Raw genomic sequence first — 15,658 nt, forward strand, 5'->3', positions numbered from 1 at the left:
CTTGTGTAACTACCACGACGGGGTTAATGAGGATGATCCGAATGCGCCACCACAGCGCGGGCGCCTTACCCGCCAAGGCGGGACAGTAGTCTGGCAGCCCCCGTACACGCACTAGCTGTTAGGACAACCGGCCCAACGGCGACTTCCGGCACCCCTAAAACAAACCCCGGTGGGGAAACCAACAATGGGCAGGACTATGACTGTGCAGTGAGCATCATCGCAGGTACGACACCGATCAGTGCAGGTTCAGGCGTCAGCTTCAACAAGGGTAAAGTCCCCAGCAGAATCCATGAACACCGTCCCCTTGTTGGTTCTGGCTAGATTCAATGCCTCAACCATTACCTACAAAGGGATACGCTTTTTGCTATGCGTGGGTGTGCCTTAGAGCTCTAAGGCGGATACGCGCTGCGGCAACACGATGGGACGGGCATCTGCCAGATCCTCAACGATGCGGATGACTTGGTTGGAGTATCCAAACTCGTTGTCGTACCACACGTAGAGCACGAGGTGGTTGCCCGAAGTGATAGTGGCTAGGCCATCCACGATTCCGGCGTAGGTGGAACCGACGAAGTCGGAGGAGACGATCTCCGGGGAGGCGATGTAGGAGATCTGCTGGCGCAGGTCAGAGTGCAGGGATACGTTGCGTAGGAAGTCATTGACCTCATCGCGTTCTACTTCGCGGTCGAGCTCGAGGTTGAGAACTGCGAGGGAGACGTCCGGGGTGGGGACGCGGATGGCGTTTCCGGTGAGCTTGCCCTCGAACTCCGGTACGGCCTTGGCAACGGCCTTGGCCGCGCCGGTCTCCGTCAACACCATGTTGAGGCCGGCGGCACGGCCGCGGCGGTCTCCCTTGTGGAAGTTGTCGATGAGGTTTTGATCGTTGGTGAAGGAGTGCGCGGTTTCAACGTGGCCGTGCGCCACACCGTAGCGATCATTGATGACCTTGAGGACTGGGGTTATGCCATTGGTGGTGCAGGAGGCAGCGGAAAGGATCGTGTCCTCGTCCGTAATGGTGTCGTTGTTGATCCCGTAGACGATGTTCTTGATATCGCCCTTGCCCGGTGCGGTGAGCAACACGCGCGCAATGCCGCGGGAGCGCAGGTGCTGGGACAGTCCGTCGCGGTCGCGCCAGACGCCGGTGTTGTCGACCAAGATGGCGTTGTTGATGCCATAGGACTCGTAGTCGATGTCTGCGGGATCGTTAGCGTAGATCATCTGGATCTTGGTGCCATTGGCCCAGATGACATCGTTGTCCGCATCCACGGAGATGGTCCCGTTGAAGGCGCCGTGAACGGAATCGCGGCGCAACAGGGAGGCGCGCTTGAAGATGTCGATGTCACCCTTCTTACGCACCACGATGGCGCGCAGGCGCACTCCACCATAGGCAGCCTCGCGGGCGATGAGGATGCGCGCGAGGAGGCGGCCGATGCGGCCAAAGCCGTACAGGACGACGTCCGTAGATTCCTTGTCTACCGCCGCGCCGACGAGGCTGACCAGTTCCTTCTCCAGGTAGTCCCGCAGGTCCGCAGAGCCGGAGTCCGCGAATCCGGTGGCAAGGCGGCCTAGGTCCAACGAGGCCGATCCCAAATTCATATCCGCCAATTCCTGCAGGATAGGCAGGGTCTCAGCGGTGGAAAGCTCGCGGTCTGCGATGCGCCGCGCGTAGCGATGAGACTTGATGATGTCGATGTCCGTGATGCCTACCAGCAGGCGGCCATATATGGAGGCAATAACGTTGTTATTGCGGTGCAACTGATGGATGAGCGGAATCATCTCCTGCGCTAGTTCTAGGCGCTTATTCCAAACGTCATGGCCAGCATGTGCGGTCGCAGTCACGTGATTCAATCCTTTGCATGTCATGGGGGTAATACAGCACTCAACCGTAAATAGTAGCGTGAACTACAGTCCGAATTGGAATGGCCAGCCAGACAAAGCATTCAGGACTACCCCCACCTGGTTTCTCCACTTCAGAGACCACACTGCCGCCTAACCGGCGCCGTGAGCAGCCACCCCTGGATTTGTCTGCAGGAAGCGCCGCCTGAAGGAAGGGGCGCTCAAGAGGGTGATAAGTCCCAAGGCCATGGGGATAAGCGCGACGAGAAGAAAGTAGCGCAGCTCCGCCGCCGAAGATTCCGGATCATAATAGGTAGAGATCCGGCCCGCTAAGGACATCCCTATGGCGAGAGTGAGGAAGTACAAAGCGGAGAATCGCGTGGCGAAAGCACGCGGCGCGTGGTGAGCCGTGGCTGCCATTCCTCCTGGGCCGATGAAGAGTTCGCCGCAGGAAATGAGGAAGATGGCAGCCGGAAGCACCCACAGGGGCGCCTGTTCAGCGTGCACGAAGGCAGCGGGAAGCAGCAACCCCGTCGAGGCAAGGATGAGGCCCCCACCGATCGTCGTGCGCAGTTGCGGTGCGCGACCCCGCAGGCGCGCCCACAGAAATGCCAGGGGCACCGAGCAGCCCAGAATGAATAGGGGGTTGAGGGATTGGGCCCATGCCGCAGGAATCTCGAAGTCTCCCACCCAACGGTTGGTCCTCTCTTGGGCAAATACGGCGAGGACTCCATAGGTCTGGGCTTGCAGCATCCAGAACACCGTGGAACAAAGAAAGAGCGGAATGAAGCGGCGTACCGCCGCCTTTTCTTCCATAGATACGGCAGGGTGGGCCAAAGGTTGCGCGAAGAGCCAGATAGCGGCAAGAACCGTGATGAGCAGCAGCCCACTGGAGACCCTATCGACGCTTACCCAGCCGCGCTGAAACGCAACGATAATCACCAAGATGGCCACAAGAATGCCTGCCGCCCATTGCCACCTGCGGTTGCTTGGCAGGCGCAGCTGCGGGCCTTCCACACGCGCCCTGATGCCGGGACTAAAGGAGGCCAGCATCCGCCGGCGCAGCCCCAGATAAACCCCTAGTCCGATGATCATGAGCACCGCGGCAGCTGCGAACCCGACGCGGAAGCCATAAGCCTTGGACAGCCAACCGGTCAACAGCGGCCCTAGGAGAGCACCGACGTTGATGCCGAGATAGAAGTATTGGAAGGCCGGTCCCGCCTGGGCATTTGCTTCCCCCGTGGAGGAATCTTCCTCGGACCCAAGGACCGTAATGGCGGAAGTTTTTACGCACCCAGAACCCAATGCTATGGCACCCAGCCCACAGATGAGTCCCATCTGTCCGGGGATGCCGGATAAAATGAGATGCCCAGCCGTGACCAGCAGGGCGCCGCCGAGCAGCGTCTTTTCGGATCCCAGGAGCCTGTCGCCCACCCAGCCGCCGGCCCAGGCGCTGAGATAAAGCGCAGCCCCATAGGCCCCCACCAAGGCGGTTGCTTTGGCGCGGTCCATTCCCATCCCGCCTTCAGCAATGGCGAAGTAGAGATAGTAAACCAGCAAGGCCTGCATGCCGTAGAAGCTGAAGCGCTCCCACATTTCGATGCTGACCAAGGACAAGATTCTTATCCGATAATCAGGATGCTTCTTTTCCACCCCTGAACGCTGTTCAATTTTCTGCATGGCGATTACCTTACATCGTTCCCGCCAGGTCTATAGTCAGTGCTGAGAAGTTTTTTGAACAGCGTTCATCACCCACAGTTTTCAGGAGCAAGTTTTTGATTCCCCAAGCCACGACCCCCGCAAAGAACGCAGCAGGTGCCGATCCCCTATTTATAGACACCACCTCTGTAGATAGGAAACACCTCTGGCACCCCTATTCCCCACCGGGCACGCTCAACCTGGAGATCACCCACACGGACGGTGTCTACCTCTACGACGCTGCGGGCACCGAGCTTGTCGACGCCATGAGTTCCTGGTGGTCCGCAGTTCACGGACACGGCCACCCCCATCTGGTCGAGGCTGCTACCAAACAAATCACGTCTATGAGCCACGTGATGTTCGGCGGGATCACCCACGAACCAGCCGCCCGCCTGTGCACCCAGCTCATCGCGCTGACGGGCGGAGGCCTTCCCCACGTCTTCTTCTCCGACTCGGGCTCCGTCTCCGTCGAGGTGGCGATAAAAATGGCCATGCAATACTCGGGGGGAATCGGCCACCCAGAAAGGAAGCGCCTGTTGACCTGGAAGTCCGGGTACCACGGTGACACTTTCGAGACGATGAGTGTTAGCGATCCTGACACCGGCATGCATTCCATGTGGTCGGGGCTTATCCCCCAACAAGTATTCGCACCGGCACCGCCGGTACGGGGAAGCTCTGCCGCAGACCGAGACACCTATCTTGCCCAGATGGAGTCCCTCATTGACCCCACGATCGCGGCGATCATCATCGAGCCGATAGTCCAGGGCGCCGGCGGCATGCGCTTTCACGACGCCGAGCTGGTGGCCGGGGTGCGGCGTATATGTGATCGACACGGGATCCTGCTCATCGCGGACGAGATAGCCACCGGCTTCGGACGGACCGGCCAGCTCTTCGCCACGCTCTCCAATGGGATAACCCCAGACATCCTCTGCGTAGGAAAGGCCCTGACCGGTGGTTTTATGAGCCTGGCAGCTACCCTATGCACCGCTGAGGTGGCGGCGGCCATCGCCAGCCCGGCTGGAGGTGGGGCGCTGATGCACGGGCCGACCTTCATGGGCAACCCTTTGGCCTGCGCGGTAGCAAGCGCCTCGCTGGATCTCATCGCCACTGGAGCGTGGGAACAACAGGTGCCTGCTTGCCAGTCCGCGCTGGCTGCTGGCCTATCCGGACTCTCTTCCGTCTCGGGGGTGCGCGATGTCCGGGTGCTGGGCGCCATCGGCGTCGTAGAAATGGAGCAACCAGTCGACATCCCTGCGGCAACCATGGCCGCCCGGGGCCAGGGGGTGTGGCTCCGCCCTTTCGGACGCCTCATCTACGTTATGCCGCCCTACATCTCTACCGCAGAAAATCTCCAGCGCATCTGCGCGGGAGTCGGCGCCGCGATCTGTGCAGCGGCCGAAAGGATTCAATCATGAGCTTCATCGTCATCACCGGCACCGGAACCGATATCGGTAAAACCGTCGTCACCGCGGCCGTCACCAGCGTGCTTAGCGCACGCGGCCTCGACGTCCTGCCCATCAAACCCGTACAAACCGGTGAGGTGAGTGGCAGCGGCGATATAGCGAGCGTCGCCAAGCTCAGCAGAATACACGGCCGGGAATGGATCCGCTACCCCGATCCCCTCGCCCCTAATCTCGCAGCCCGGCGCGCCGGGCAACCCCAGCTCGATGGCGACGCTCTCATTCAATGGCTACGCGGGCTCGATGCCCCAGGGCGCGTCGTGGTCATTGAGGGTTCCGGCGGCCTCCTCGTGCGACTGAGTGATGAGACCACCATCGCTGACATCGCGCTGAGCCTAGGTGCCCCGCTGCTCATTGTCACTAGCACCGGTTTGGGAAGCCTCAATACCGCAGAATTGACCGTTGAAGCCGCTCGCAGGCGTGGCATCCGCATTCTGGGGCTCGTCGGTGGATCCGTGCCTGCCGAACCAGACCTCGCAACGCAGCTTAATCTCAAGGAGTTTGAGAAGGTAACAGGTGTGGAATTCCTCGGGGCACTGCCCGCCGATTGTGGGAGGCTTTCGCAGGAGGAATTCGCAAGTGTAGCCCGCGGCCTGCGCCTGCCCTTTCTCCCGGGGCTTTCCCCTCTGACATAGAATCGTGGAGGAATAGCTGGTACCTAGAGAAAGCGACGTTACTTCTCCACCATGAACGCAACCTGGGATAAAATCCGCAACCTCTTTACTCGGCTGGCCCGGGGCCCACAGAGTGCACCAGGAACACGGGGGCTAAAGCGAGCACAGTCTCCAGCGCCGCAACTTGATGCCTCAGAGCTGAAAACCCTCGGCATTAGCTGGCTCATCGTGGGGCTGGGTAACCCAGGGCCCGAGTACGCCGCGACGCGGCACAATGTGGGCTACATGGCACAGGATGATGTGCTCGCACGCCAAGGAGATCTCCTAGAGCAAGTAAGTGGCATACCCGCCACCGCTTGCGTGCTGAAACTAGGTAACGAGCGTGCTTTGGCGGTGCGCTCTGCCACTTTCATGAACCTTTCCGGCACCGCCATCGCGCCACTGGCAGAGCTTGTGGACATCCCCGCCGAGCGCATTGTGGTCTTGCACGACGAGCTGGATCTCCCGCCCAATAAGATCCGGCTGAAAAAGGGCGGCAACGAGAACGGCCACAACGGACTAAAGTCCTTGAGCGAGTGCCTGGGGACGCGGGACTACCTGCGCGTGCGCATCGGCATTGGTCGCCCACCCAAAGGCTCCTCGATCCCAGACTATGTCCTCGGACCCGTCGCCGCAGGCGAAGGCTTCGACGAGGCCATTGCCACAGCGGCCGAGGCTGCGGAACTCATCGTCACCGAGGGGCTTGAGATAGCCCAAAATCGCATCCACTCGCGCCACTAAAATCTTCGGGACGGGAATTTCTCACTTAGCCGTGCAGCCGCGCGCCAAGTGCCTATGATGGTCAAATATGACCAACCCGCAGCACACGTCCTTGAACCCTCGCCCGCGCACCATCGTCATCACCGGCGCCTCAGATGGCATTGGAGCTGCGGCCGCCCGCATACTGCGCCGGCGGCGCCCAGCAGACAAGTTGGTGCTTGTCGGGCGCAACCCTGAAAAGACCAAGCGCATTGCGGACGAGGTAGGTGCCGCCTATCACGTAGCTGACTTCGAGTCCCTCGGCCAGGTGCGCGACCTCGCCGACGAGCTCAACGCTCTGCCGGAGATCAACGCCTTAGGCAATAACGCGGGCGGCATTTTTGACGGCCCTTTCATGACCGCGGATGGCTTCGAGCGCACCTGGCAGGTCAATGTCGTCGCCCCCTTTCTCCTGACCTATTTGCTCCGCGAGAAGCTCGCCGCCTCGCAGGCCAACGTGGTGCAGACCTCCTCTATCGCCAACTTCTTAATGTCGGCCTTCGATCCGACCGATCCTAATACCCTGGAGGACTTCAGCGCGGAGCGCGCCTATGGCAATGCCAAGCTGGGGGACATCTTGCTCACGCGCTACCTGCACACCAAGGGCCTTGCCTCGGTGGCCTTCCACCCTGGTGTACTCGCCACCGGCTTTGCGCAAAACTCCACCGGGCTCATGCACACCCTTTATTCCGGCCTGCTCTCCAAGACCTTTGCCAAGCCCTCACAGGGCGGCGACAACTTGGCCTACTTCCTCACCGGCACGCCCGGAATCCACTTCCAGTCCGGGGAGTATTACAACAGCAGGCGTCGGCTCGGCCTACAACGGCCCATCGCAAGAAAGATCAATGTGGCGCGCCGGGTCTTTGATGATCTGGGGCGTCAGCTCAACGCCGAGTGGTCTTAGACGCTTCCACAAGGCTCGCCTCAGGGCGAGCGAGATTGCTCAAATAGTTGTACTAAAGGCTAGAATGACTAGCCATGAGTATCGCCGCTGAAGCCTCCCGCCGCCGCACTTTTGCCGTCATCGCCCACCCCGACGCCGGTAAGTCCACGCTGACGGAGGCTTTGGCGCTGCACGCCCACATCATCAACGAGGCCGGCGCGGTGCACGGCAAGGGAAACCGCAAGGCCACGGTCTCGGACTGGATGGAGATGGAAAAGGACCGCGGCATCTCCGTGGCTTCCTCCGCCCTGCAGTTCGAGTATACTCCCCAGGGCCATGAGGGCGAGCCCTTCATGATCAACTTGGTCGATACCCCTGGCCACGCGGATTTCTCCGAGGATACTTATCGAGTCCTCACGGCAGTTGATGCTGCCGTCATGCTTATCGATGCCGCTAAGGGCCTCGAGCCCCAAACCCTCAAGCTCTTCCGCGTCTGCAAGGCACGCGGTCTGCCAATCATCACCGTCATCAACAAGTGGGACCGCGCCGGACGCGAGCCGCTGGAGCTGGTGGATGAGATTGTCAACGAGATTCAGCTGCAACCAACCCCGCTGTATTGGCCGGTGGGAATTGCCGGAGACTTCCACGGTCTTGCCCATATCAATGATGACGGCGAGGCCGATGAGTACATTCACTTCATCCGCACCGCCGGTGGTTCCACCATTGCTCCCGAGGAGCATTACCCCCCGGAGCAGGCCGCCGCGAAGGAGGACGGCGATTGGGATACCGCCGTGGAGGAAGCCGAGCTACTCGCTGCCGACGGCGCGATCCACGATCAGGAGCTCTTCGAGCAGTGCGTCACCTCCCCGTTGATCTTCGCCTCCGCGATGCTTAACTTCGGTGTGCACCAGATCCTCGATACTCTATGCGCCATCGCGCCCGCGCCTCACGCACGCGAGTCTGATCCTCAGGCCGTGGCGGCCTCGACCACCGCCATCGACGAGGTCCGCGAGGTCACCGATGACTTCGCCGGCGTCATCTTCAAGGTGCAAGCTGGCATGGACAGGAAGCACCGCGATAACCTCGCGTTTATGCGCGTGGTCTCGGGCGAATTCGACCGCGGCATGCAGGTCCATCACGCTCAATCGGATCGCTCCTTTTCCACCAAGTACGCGCTTACCGTCTTCGGCCGCACCCGCGACACCGTAGATACCGCCTATCCGGGCGATATCGTCGGCCTGGTTAACGCCGGCAGCCTGGCACCTGGAGACACGATCTACTCCGGCAAGAAGGTCCAATTCAAGCCGATGCCGCAGTTCGCCCCCGAGGCTTTCCGTATTCTGCGTGCAAAGTCTTTGGGCAAATACAAGGCTTTCCGCAAGGGCTTGGAGCAACTGGCAGCAGAGGGCGTCGTGCAGATTTTGCGCAACGATACTCGCGGCGATGCAGCCCCGGTCATGGCAGCCGTCGGCCCGATGCAGTTCGAGGTCATGCAGGCGCGCATGGACATCGAGTACAACGTGGAAACCATTACCGAGCCTATCCCCTACTCCGTGGCGCGGCGCACCGATGCCGAGTCCGCACCGCTGCTGGGGCGCCAGCGCGGGGTGGAGATCTTCACCCGCACCGACGGCGAGCTCATCGCGCTCTTCGGTGACAAGTGGAAGCTTGCCTTCATTGAGAAGGAACACCCCGAGCTAACTATCGAAACCCTCGTGGCCGATTAAGGGCTCATCTCTCTCCCCCTCAGCCCTCGATTAGAACTTAGCCGGCTAAGAAATCTCTCCACGCCGGCCATTCCTTCTCGGTTTGATCGACTCCGGCCTGAAAGTTGGCTCGTAGCTTGGCCACATTGCGCTCAGTCGATGCCACGTTCATGTGCCCGGGGAAGAAAAGCTGGGCAGAGCCCTCGCGCTCAAGCTCGAGGAGCGCATCTTTAGAGGCGTTATAGCGCGCAGGGCGGGCTATCAAAGCGTCTGCGATTGCCGGATTCTTGTAAAATATCCGCCGCACCATTGTCGTTCTGGATACTCGGGGCCGCACATAATCGCGTGGCTTTGTTCCAATAAACAGAAACCTCTTCATGCCTGCCGCTTGGGCCTCGCGCAGGCTAATTCCCCCAGTTTCCCCCAGCGCTCCGTCTACGTAGGGAACGGAATCGATAACGCGCATCGGCATGATGAGCGGAAGCGTAGAGGAGGCACGCACTCGCATGAAGAGGTCTGCGGGAGTTTTTGCATCCTCGCGCCCCCAGTGGACTGTCTCGCCGGTATCGGCGCGGGTGGCGGCGATGTCGAAGTCGATGGGATTGGACTGAAAGGTCTTCCAGTCAAAGGGCAACTCCTTGTCCGCCGACTTTTCATAGATGAACTCGGCATTGAAATAGCCGGTACCCCGAAATAGCGAACCAACCCCGCCGAAGCTGGGGTTATGGGCGAAGTCGGTGAAGGATTCTTCCGCGCGGATAATGTCCTTAGACAGGTAGTTCACGGTGTGTGAGGCCCCTGCGGATACACCGCCAACCCAGCCGAAACGGACTTTCTCGCGCAAAAGCATGCTCACGCAGGCAGCGGTATAGGAATTGCGCATTCCCCCGCCCTCGAAAATGAGTGCTGTATCCCGTGCATCAATCATGGCGCCCAGTCTAAACCTCGGCTCCGCCGCCCTGCGGCGTCTGGTGACGACTGGAGAGATGGAAAAAGCGCACAGTTTCGCAAAGGCTAGAATCATTGCTTATGGATTTCGGTGCGGCTTTAAAGAAGCTCCTCGGACGGCCCTCGCAGCGTCTAGCTCACGCTGATGGCAGCGCCCGCCACGTAGAGGTCGATGCGCTCGAGGTGCACACGGCTGAGAGCATGGTCATCGTCACCGTGGATCACTACGCCGCCCAATACTTGGTGGACATGGCACGAACAGGAGCCTCCGTGATCTTAAAAGCAGGCGACACTTCGGCATATTTTTCCCCCAGTTCACGCGTGGAAACCCCAGTTGTAGATCCCAAACGCGGCTGGATAATCTCGCTGAGCCCCGCGGAGCGCGATGCGCTTCAGAAACTTGAAATTCAGCCGGGGGCCTATGAGCTGAGCCCACGGCTGGGACTCATCATTTCCTAGAGCATGCTGATGCCCATGATGACGAGGATTATCGCTATGGCGTAGCTTCCAACCTGGGATACCTTCTCCTTGTTCTCCTGCGCGCGGGCAAAGAGACTTCCCGCCCAGCTCTCCGGATAGGAACGCACGAGTCCGACAAAGATGGCGACCATGGCCGGCAGTGAGAGCGCCAAGGCGGCATAGAGAAATAGCGCCACGTAGCGCAGCCAGAGCGAGAGATCTACCTGCGAAAGATAGATAAGCCCCGCAAAGAAGGGACCGGAAGTAATGGACTGAGCGGCGCCCAGCACGAAGCCGGTGGCAAAGGTGAGCCACGAGGCTGAGCGCAAAGGCGTGAGCAGCCGGCTGGTCAGGGCGCTGGATTGCCCGTCCCTTTGCAGCCAGGTCATGGCAGCCGCGGCGAGACCGAAGACGATGAGCACAAGTCCGAGGATCGGCGTCTCCATGAAAGCATCGACGTAGTGCTTGAGCTTGTCGAGCACTACCATGGTCACTGCCGCCAACGCAAAGACGCCACACCAATCTCCGAGAATGAGCAGCGGTGCTACTTTTTTATACTTTCCGCGCGGCAGCATCACGCCGAGCGCCACCACCACGCCGATGAGTAGGGCGTTGATGGAATCCATGAGAGAAAAGGCAATGGCGTGGAGCATAGGAGAAGTCTACATAGGCGCTTTGGGGCCTCAACAGCTTCACCCCAGGCATCACTTCGTACCCAAGGTGTGAGACCACTCACTGCTGTTTCACACATTGTGCAAATTTGCGTAAAATGCGCAAGGTGGCAGGTAGTGCGCCTCATGCTTCAAGAAGATCACACAAGAAACCAGCACATCAGACTTCACGCTCTAAGACTATAGACGACTAGAAACAAGGAAACTCCGAACATATGTCAATGTTCCTATACAGGCTCGGAAGCTGGTCCTATCGCAGGATCTGGCCATTTTTGGCCTTCTGGCTCATCGTGCTTATTGCACTCGGCGGACTCGCGGGTGCCTTTGCCAAGACCCCGAATCCCTCCTTCGCCATGCCAGAAATGGACTCGACCATAACGCAAGACAAGATGGCGGAACGCTTTGGCACGGAGGGCGACGTCATGGAGGCCCCTGAGGGTAGCATCGTCGTACAGGCCCCCGCAGGAGAGAAGCTCTCCGATCCTGAGATCAGCGCCGAGGTCGATCAGATGATCACCGCCCTGCAGGACACGGGCGCACTCAAAGAGCAAGATGCGATAGTCAATCCCGTGCTGGCGGCTGCAGGTATGCAGCAGCAGATGACGGAGCAGATGGCTGCCCAAGGAATCCCGCAAGATCAGATCACCCAAAACCTAGAACAGCTCTCCCCACTCAGCTCGGACGGTCGGACCGGCACATTGAGCATCGTCTTTGATGCGCCGTCGGTGATGGAAATCACGGACGAGGATATGGCTTCGGTCACCGATATTCTCAAAGACTACGACGCCAGCGATCTCACGGTGAAATACCAAGGCAATGCTTTTGCCTCCACCGGTGAAATGAACATGACCTCCGAGCTCATCGGTTTAGCTGTCGCAGCCATTGTCTTGCTCATCACCTTCGGCTCCTTCATTGCGGCGGGCATGCCGCTTATCTCTGCCGTCATCGGGGTGGGTGTCGGCCTCCTCGGGGTCCAGTTAGCCACGGTATTCACAGACTCGGTATCTTCGATGACCCCGATGCTGGCGTCTATGATCGGCTTGGCCGTGGGCATCGACTACGCGTTGTTTATCGTCGCCCGTTTCCGCAATGAGCTCATTACTTCCTCGGGTCTCAACGATTTAGATCCGAAGGAACTGGCCGCCCAACTACGCGGGATGGACAAGGCCACCCGCGCCCATGCCATGGGCATCGCCTTAGGCACCGCCGGTTCCTCCGTTGTCTTCGCCGGCACCACGGTGGTTATCGCCCTAGCCGCCTTGACCATAATCGGCATTCCATTCTTGGGCACGATGGCCATTGCCGCAGCTGCTACCGTAATCATTGCCGTCCTAGTGGCGCTAACTTTCATCCCAGCCTTGCTTGGCCTTCTGGGAACGAAGATTTTCGCCGCACGTGTACCTGGGCCGAAGGTGCCGGATCCTGAGGATGAGAGCCCCACCAAGGGTCTGCAGTGGGTACGCCGCGTGCGCGCCCACCCCTGGGTCCACCTCATCAGCGGAGTCGTTCTGCTCGGGATCCTTGCTATTCCGGCCGCCAACCTAGCGCTAGCCATGCCTACCGATGGCACGGCGAAGCCCGGCACACCGCAACGTGACGCCTATGAGTTAACAGCTGAGGCCTTCGGCGAGGGAAAGAACGCGCCCATGGTCGCTTTTGTTGACGCCGCTAGTATCGCTGAACAAGATCGCCTTCCGGCTTTCCAAGAGCTATTGGAGGACTTCAATTCCACTGACGGCGTCGACAATGCCCAGATCATCGCCACCACCGATAACGGTGACGCGGCGCAAATGCTGATCACTCCGACTACCGGCGCAACCGACGAAAAGACCACGGAAACCCTCGAACAACTGCGTAGCTTCCAGGCCGATTTCGAGTCTTCCACCGGCGCAAGCTTCGGCATCACGGGCATCACCCCGATCTTTGATGACATCTCGGAACGTCTGAGCAACGTGCTCATCCCGTATATTGCCATCGTTTTGGGGTTGGCGTTCATTGTCTTGATGCTGGTGTTCCGTTCCCTCTGGGTTCCGCTCATCGCGGCTCTCGGCTTCGCCTTGTCCATGGCCGCCACCTTCGGCATCACTGTCGCCATCTTCCAGGAAGGCTTGTTTGGGCTGGTCGACGATCCCCAACCGCTGCTGTCCTTCCTTCCGATCATGCTCATCGGCCTGACCTTCGGCCTAGCCATGGACTATCAGGTCTTCCTGGTGACCCGCATGCGCGAAGGATTCGTCCACGGCAAGACTGCAGGCAACGCCACCTCGAATGGCTTCAAGCACGGTGCCCGAGTGGTTACCGCCGCCGCCCTCATCATGATCTCCGTGTTCGCGGCATTCATGCTCATGGATGAGCCCTTCATCAAGACCATGGGCTTTGCCTTGGCGGCAGGCGTGCTTATCGACGCCTTCGTCGTACGCATGATGATCATCCCCGCCACCATGTTCCTGCTCGATGATAAAGCCTGGTGGCTACCGAAGTGGTTGGATAAGATCTTGCCCAACCTCGACATCGAGGGCGAAGCCTTAACCGCCCAGCGCGAGTCCCTGCAGCAGCTGCAACGCGATAAGGTGGAAGGGAACAATGACGCGGCTTTAGCCGTAGATGGTGCTGTTAAGGAGGCCTAGTGTCTAGTTTGCGAGAGACCAAGAAGATGGCTACCCGTCAGGCCTTGGCCGATTCCGCGGCGCTCCTCGTCATGCGAAGCGGCCCCGAGGCGCTGACCGTGGCCGACATTGCACACAATGCAGGGGTGTCTCCGCGGACTTTTCATAATTACTTCTCCTCGGCGTCGGGTGCCTTGTTCTATTTTGCGGCCGGAGTCGTCGAGAAACTGATGACTCAGTTACCGGAGATGTACCCTCAGGCCACGATAAACGAGTTCTTCGAGAAACTCGTTCTGGATGTTCTCGGTGATACGAATGAGGAATTACATTCACTGCCCACCCTGTTTTTCATCAGCCAGGTGATAGAGAATCTCCACCAGTCGGAAGAGGAGAGGCACAAATACCAAGCAGTCGAGAAGTCCGTCTTTGACGCATTTCGCAACCGGGAACCCGAGTTTGGAAGCATAGAGCTGTCAGTCATTATCGACGCCCACATCGGAACATGTAGCCTGGTGATGAAACACATCAACTTGTGCGCGGAGAATGGCGAGCCTCTCTCCAAAGATGAGCAGATCGATGTCGTTCACCGTGCCTTTGCCGGTCTACGCATGATTTCTTAGCTCTCAGCACCAATACCCCGGTTCGGCTCTCCTACGGAGCCGAGCCGGGGTATTGTCGTACCCGGTGCTTTTGCGGCGGTACCGGGTACTGCCCAAAAGTCTCCTCGGTAGTGCACCCCGGGTGCAACGACGAGCATGAACTTTGGAGATCATAACAGTGAAGATTGCGGTACTGGGCGGCGACGGATTCTGCGGATGGCCCGCTTCGCTCTATCTTTCGGAGCAGGGCCATGAGGTCACCATCATTGATAACCTCTCGCGCCGAGGCATCGATGCGGAGCTAGGGGCTGATTCTCTCACCCCTATTTCCTCCATCGAGGAAAGACTCGCTGCTTGGCGGGAGGTGAGCGGCCGCAGCATTGGCTACCACAGCATCGATGTTGCCCAAGACTACGATGGCTTGCTTGATTTCTTCCGAGAGGAAGAACCGGGAGCGGTCATCCATTTCGCTGAGCAACGTGCAGCGCCCTATTCCATGAAGAACTCTCAGAACAAGCGCTACACGGTAGATAACAACATCAACGCTACCCACAACGTGCTCGCCGCCATCGTTGAATCCGGGCTCGACATCCATGTGGTGCACCTGGGAACCATGGGGGTCTACGGCTATGGCACCGCCGGCATGGAAATCCCAGAAGGCTACTTGGACGTCTTGGTTGAGGTCCCCGGCGGCAAGCAGGTCGAGCAATCCATCCTCTACCCCTCCAACCCAGGCTCGGTCTATCACATGACTAAGGTGCTCGATCAGCACCTCTTTGCCTATTACGCCAAGAATGATGAGCTGCGTGTGACTGACCTTCACCAGGGAATCATCTGGGGAACGCATACGAGCCAGACATCGCGGGATGACAGGCTCATTAATCGCTTCGACTATGACGGGGACTACGGCACTGTCCTCAACCGTTTCATCATCCAGGCCGGGGTAGGTTACCCGCTGACTGTGCACGGCACCGGCGGGCAAACCCGCGCCTTCATTCACATCAGCGATATGGCGCGCTGCATCGAACTCGCCCTAGAGAATCCGCCAGCCCGGGGTGAGCGGGTCAAGATCATCAACCAGATGACGGAGACTCATCGCGTGCGTGATCTAGCCGAGCTGGTCTCCCGCTTTTCCGGCGCGCGCATAGAACATGTACCCAATCCACGGAAAGAGTCAGCGGAGAACGAGCTCTACGTATCCAATAAGACCTTCCTCGAGCTCGGCCTCAAGCCCACGACTTTGTCTGAGGGACTCTTGCGCGAAATCGAGGAGGTAGCGATAAAGTACGCCGACCGCGTCGATCTCAGCAAAATCCCCGCGCAGTCCCTCTGGACCAAGGAGCAGGCAGCCGGGGTTCCACATGATTCTCGCGCTGTCTAGGA

General features: G+C 59.4%; 13 protein-coding genes and 1 pseudogene. 10 read left to right on the forward strand and 4 right to left on the reverse strand.

Going from position 1 to position 15,658, the window contains the following annotated elements:
• Positions 1-115 (forward strand): annotated as a pseudogene (locus tag B2696_RS09490) (HNH endonuclease); the annotation flags it as partial.
• A 266-nt stretch (positions 116-381) separates the two neighbouring features.
• Here B2696_RS09490 and B2696_RS09495 read toward each other — a convergent pair.
• Together B2696_RS09495 and B2696_RS09500 are read right to left on the reverse strand one after the other, a co-directional pair.
• The gene (locus B2696_RS09495; protein WP_286955133.1) at positions 382-1,836 is read right to left on the reverse strand and encodes a glyceraldehyde-3-phosphate dehydrogenase; all 1,455 of its coding nucleotides are present in this window, start codon (positions 1,834-1,836) and stop codon (positions 382-384) included.
• Positions 1,837-1,986: 150 nt separating this feature from the next.
• Positions 1,987-3,513 carry a peptide MFS transporter gene (locus B2696_RS09500; protein WP_286955135.1) on the reverse strand — a complete coding sequence of 509 codons (1,527 nt, stop codon included), beginning with the start codon at positions 3,511-3,513 and terminating at the stop codon, positions 1,987-1,989.
• Between the two features lie 152 nt (positions 3,514-3,665).
• On the opposite strand from B2696_RS09500, the gene B2696_RS09505 reads away from it, so the two are divergent.
• From B2696_RS09505 to B2696_RS09525, 5 genes are all read left to right on the forward strand, one after another.
• Positions 3,666-4,946 (forward strand): adenosylmethionine--8-amino-7-oxononanoate transaminase, encoded by a 1,281-nt coding sequence (locus B2696_RS09505; protein WP_286955153.1) that lies wholly within the window; start codon positions 3,666-3,668, stop codon positions 4,944-4,946.
• Positions 4,943-5,626 carry a dethiobiotin synthase gene (bioD, locus tag B2696_RS09510; RefSeq protein WP_286955136.1) on the forward strand — a complete coding sequence of 228 codons (684 nt, stop codon included), beginning with the start codon at positions 4,943-4,945 and terminating at the stop codon, positions 5,624-5,626. Before B2696_RS09505 ends, bioD begins: the two co-directional genes overlap by 4 nt.
• A gap of 51 nt (positions 5,627-5,677) precedes the next feature.
• Positions 5,678-6,385 (forward strand): aminoacyl-tRNA hydrolase, encoded by a 708-nt coding sequence (pth, locus tag B2696_RS09515; RefSeq protein ID WP_084559135.1) that lies wholly within the window; start codon positions 5,678-5,680, stop codon positions 6,383-6,385.
• Positions 6,386-6,452: 67 nt separating this feature from the next.
• Complete coding sequence (locus B2696_RS09520; protein ID WP_075729490.1) at positions 6,453-7,307, forward strand: SDR family NAD(P)-dependent oxidoreductase; 855 nt, start codon at positions 6,453-6,455, stop codon at positions 7,305-7,307.
• 74 nt (positions 7,308-7,381) lie between these two features.
• Positions 7,382-9,013: a peptide chain release factor 3 gene (locus tag B2696_RS09525; RefSeq protein ID WP_286955137.1), complete on the forward strand. Its 1,632-nt coding sequence runs from the start codon at positions 7,382-7,384 to the stop codon at positions 9,011-9,013.
• A 37-nt stretch (positions 9,014-9,050) separates the two neighbouring features.
• Here B2696_RS09525 and B2696_RS09530 read toward each other — a convergent pair whose 3' ends face one another.
• On the reverse strand, positions 9,051-9,920 hold the full coding sequence (locus tag B2696_RS09530) for a patatin-like phospholipase family protein (RefSeq protein ID WP_286955138.1): 870 nt from the start codon (positions 9,918-9,920) through the stop codon (positions 9,051-9,053).
• 101 nt (positions 9,921-10,021) lie between these two features.
• On the opposite strand from B2696_RS09530, the gene B2696_RS09535 reads away from it, so the two are divergent.
• Positions 10,022-10,399, forward strand: coding sequence for a hypothetical protein (locus tag B2696_RS09535; protein ID WP_286955139.1), 378 nt, complete (start codon positions 10,022-10,024; stop codon positions 10,397-10,399).
• On the opposite strand, the gene B2696_RS09540 is transcribed toward B2696_RS09535, so the two are convergent.
• A complete protein-coding gene (locus tag B2696_RS09540; RefSeq protein ID WP_286955140.1) occupies positions 10,396-11,052 on the reverse strand; it encodes a hypothetical protein in 657 nt (218 codons plus the stop codon). The two genes, B2696_RS09535 and B2696_RS09540, sit on opposite strands and share 4 nt — an antisense overlap.
• Before the next feature lie 233 nt (positions 11,053-11,285).
• Here B2696_RS09540 and B2696_RS09545 point away from each other — a divergent pair, with 233 nt between their 5' ends.
• The 3 genes from B2696_RS09545 to B2696_RS09555 all read left to right on the forward strand — a co-directional run bounded on the left by B2696_RS09545 (position 11,286) and on the right by B2696_RS09555 (position 15,656).
• Entirely contained in the window at positions 11,286-13,697 is a 2,412-nt protein-coding gene (locus tag B2696_RS09545) for an MMPL family transporter (RefSeq protein ID WP_286955141.1), read from the forward strand.
• The gene (locus tag B2696_RS09550) at positions 13,697-14,296 is read left to right on the forward strand and encodes a TetR/AcrR family transcriptional regulator (protein ID WP_286955142.1); all 600 of its coding nucleotides are present in this window, start codon (positions 13,697-13,699) and stop codon (positions 14,294-14,296) included. The genes B2696_RS09545 and B2696_RS09550 overlap by 1 nt, the downstream gene beginning before the upstream one ends.
• A gap of 157 nt (positions 14,297-14,453) precedes the next feature.
• Entirely contained in the window at positions 14,454-15,656 is a 1,203-nt protein-coding gene (locus B2696_RS09555) for an NAD-dependent epimerase/dehydratase family protein (RefSeq protein WP_075729483.1), read from the forward strand.
• The last annotated feature ends 2 nt before the right edge of the window (positions 15,657-15,658 follow it).

Source organism: Corynebacterium sp. UBA4397 (assembly GCF_002390965.1).
Classification (GTDB): Bacteria; Actinomycetota; Actinomycetes; order Mycobacteriales; family Mycobacteriaceae; genus Corynebacterium; species Corynebacterium flavescens.

Coding starts and splice junctions, on each gene's coding strand:
- bioD (WP_286955136.1), top strand. CDS start 4,943: ATGAGCTTCATCGTCATCACCGGCACCGGAACCGATATCGGTAAAACC.
- B2696_RS09525 (WP_286955137.1), top strand. CDS start 7,382: ATGAGTATCGCCGCTGAAGCCTCCCGCCGCCGCACTTTTGCCGTCATC.
- B2696_RS09500 (WP_286955135.1), bottom strand. CDS start 3,513: ATGCAGAAAATTGAACAGCGTTCAGGGGTGGAAAAGAAGCATCCTGAT.
- B2696_RS09540 (WP_286955140.1), bottom strand. CDS start 11,052: ATGCTCCACGCCATTGCCTTTTCTCTCATGGATTCCATCAACGCCCTA.
- B2696_RS09535 (WP_286955139.1), top strand. CDS start 10,022: ATGGATTTCGGTGCGGCTTTAAAGAAGCTCCTCGGACGGCCCTCGCAG.
- B2696_RS09530 (WP_286955138.1), bottom strand. CDS start 9,920: ATGATTGATGCACGGGATACAGCACTCATTTTCGAGGGCGGGGGAATG.
- B2696_RS09520 (WP_075729490.1), top strand. CDS start 6,453: ATGACCAACCCGCAGCACACGTCCTTGAACCCTCGCCCGCGCACCATC.
- pth (WP_084559135.1), top strand. CDS start 5,678: ATGAACGCAACCTGGGATAAAATCCGCAACCTCTTTACTCGGCTGGCC.
- B2696_RS09545 (WP_286955141.1), top strand. CDS start 11,286: ATGTCAATGTTCCTATACAGGCTCGGAAGCTGGTCCTATCGCAGGATC.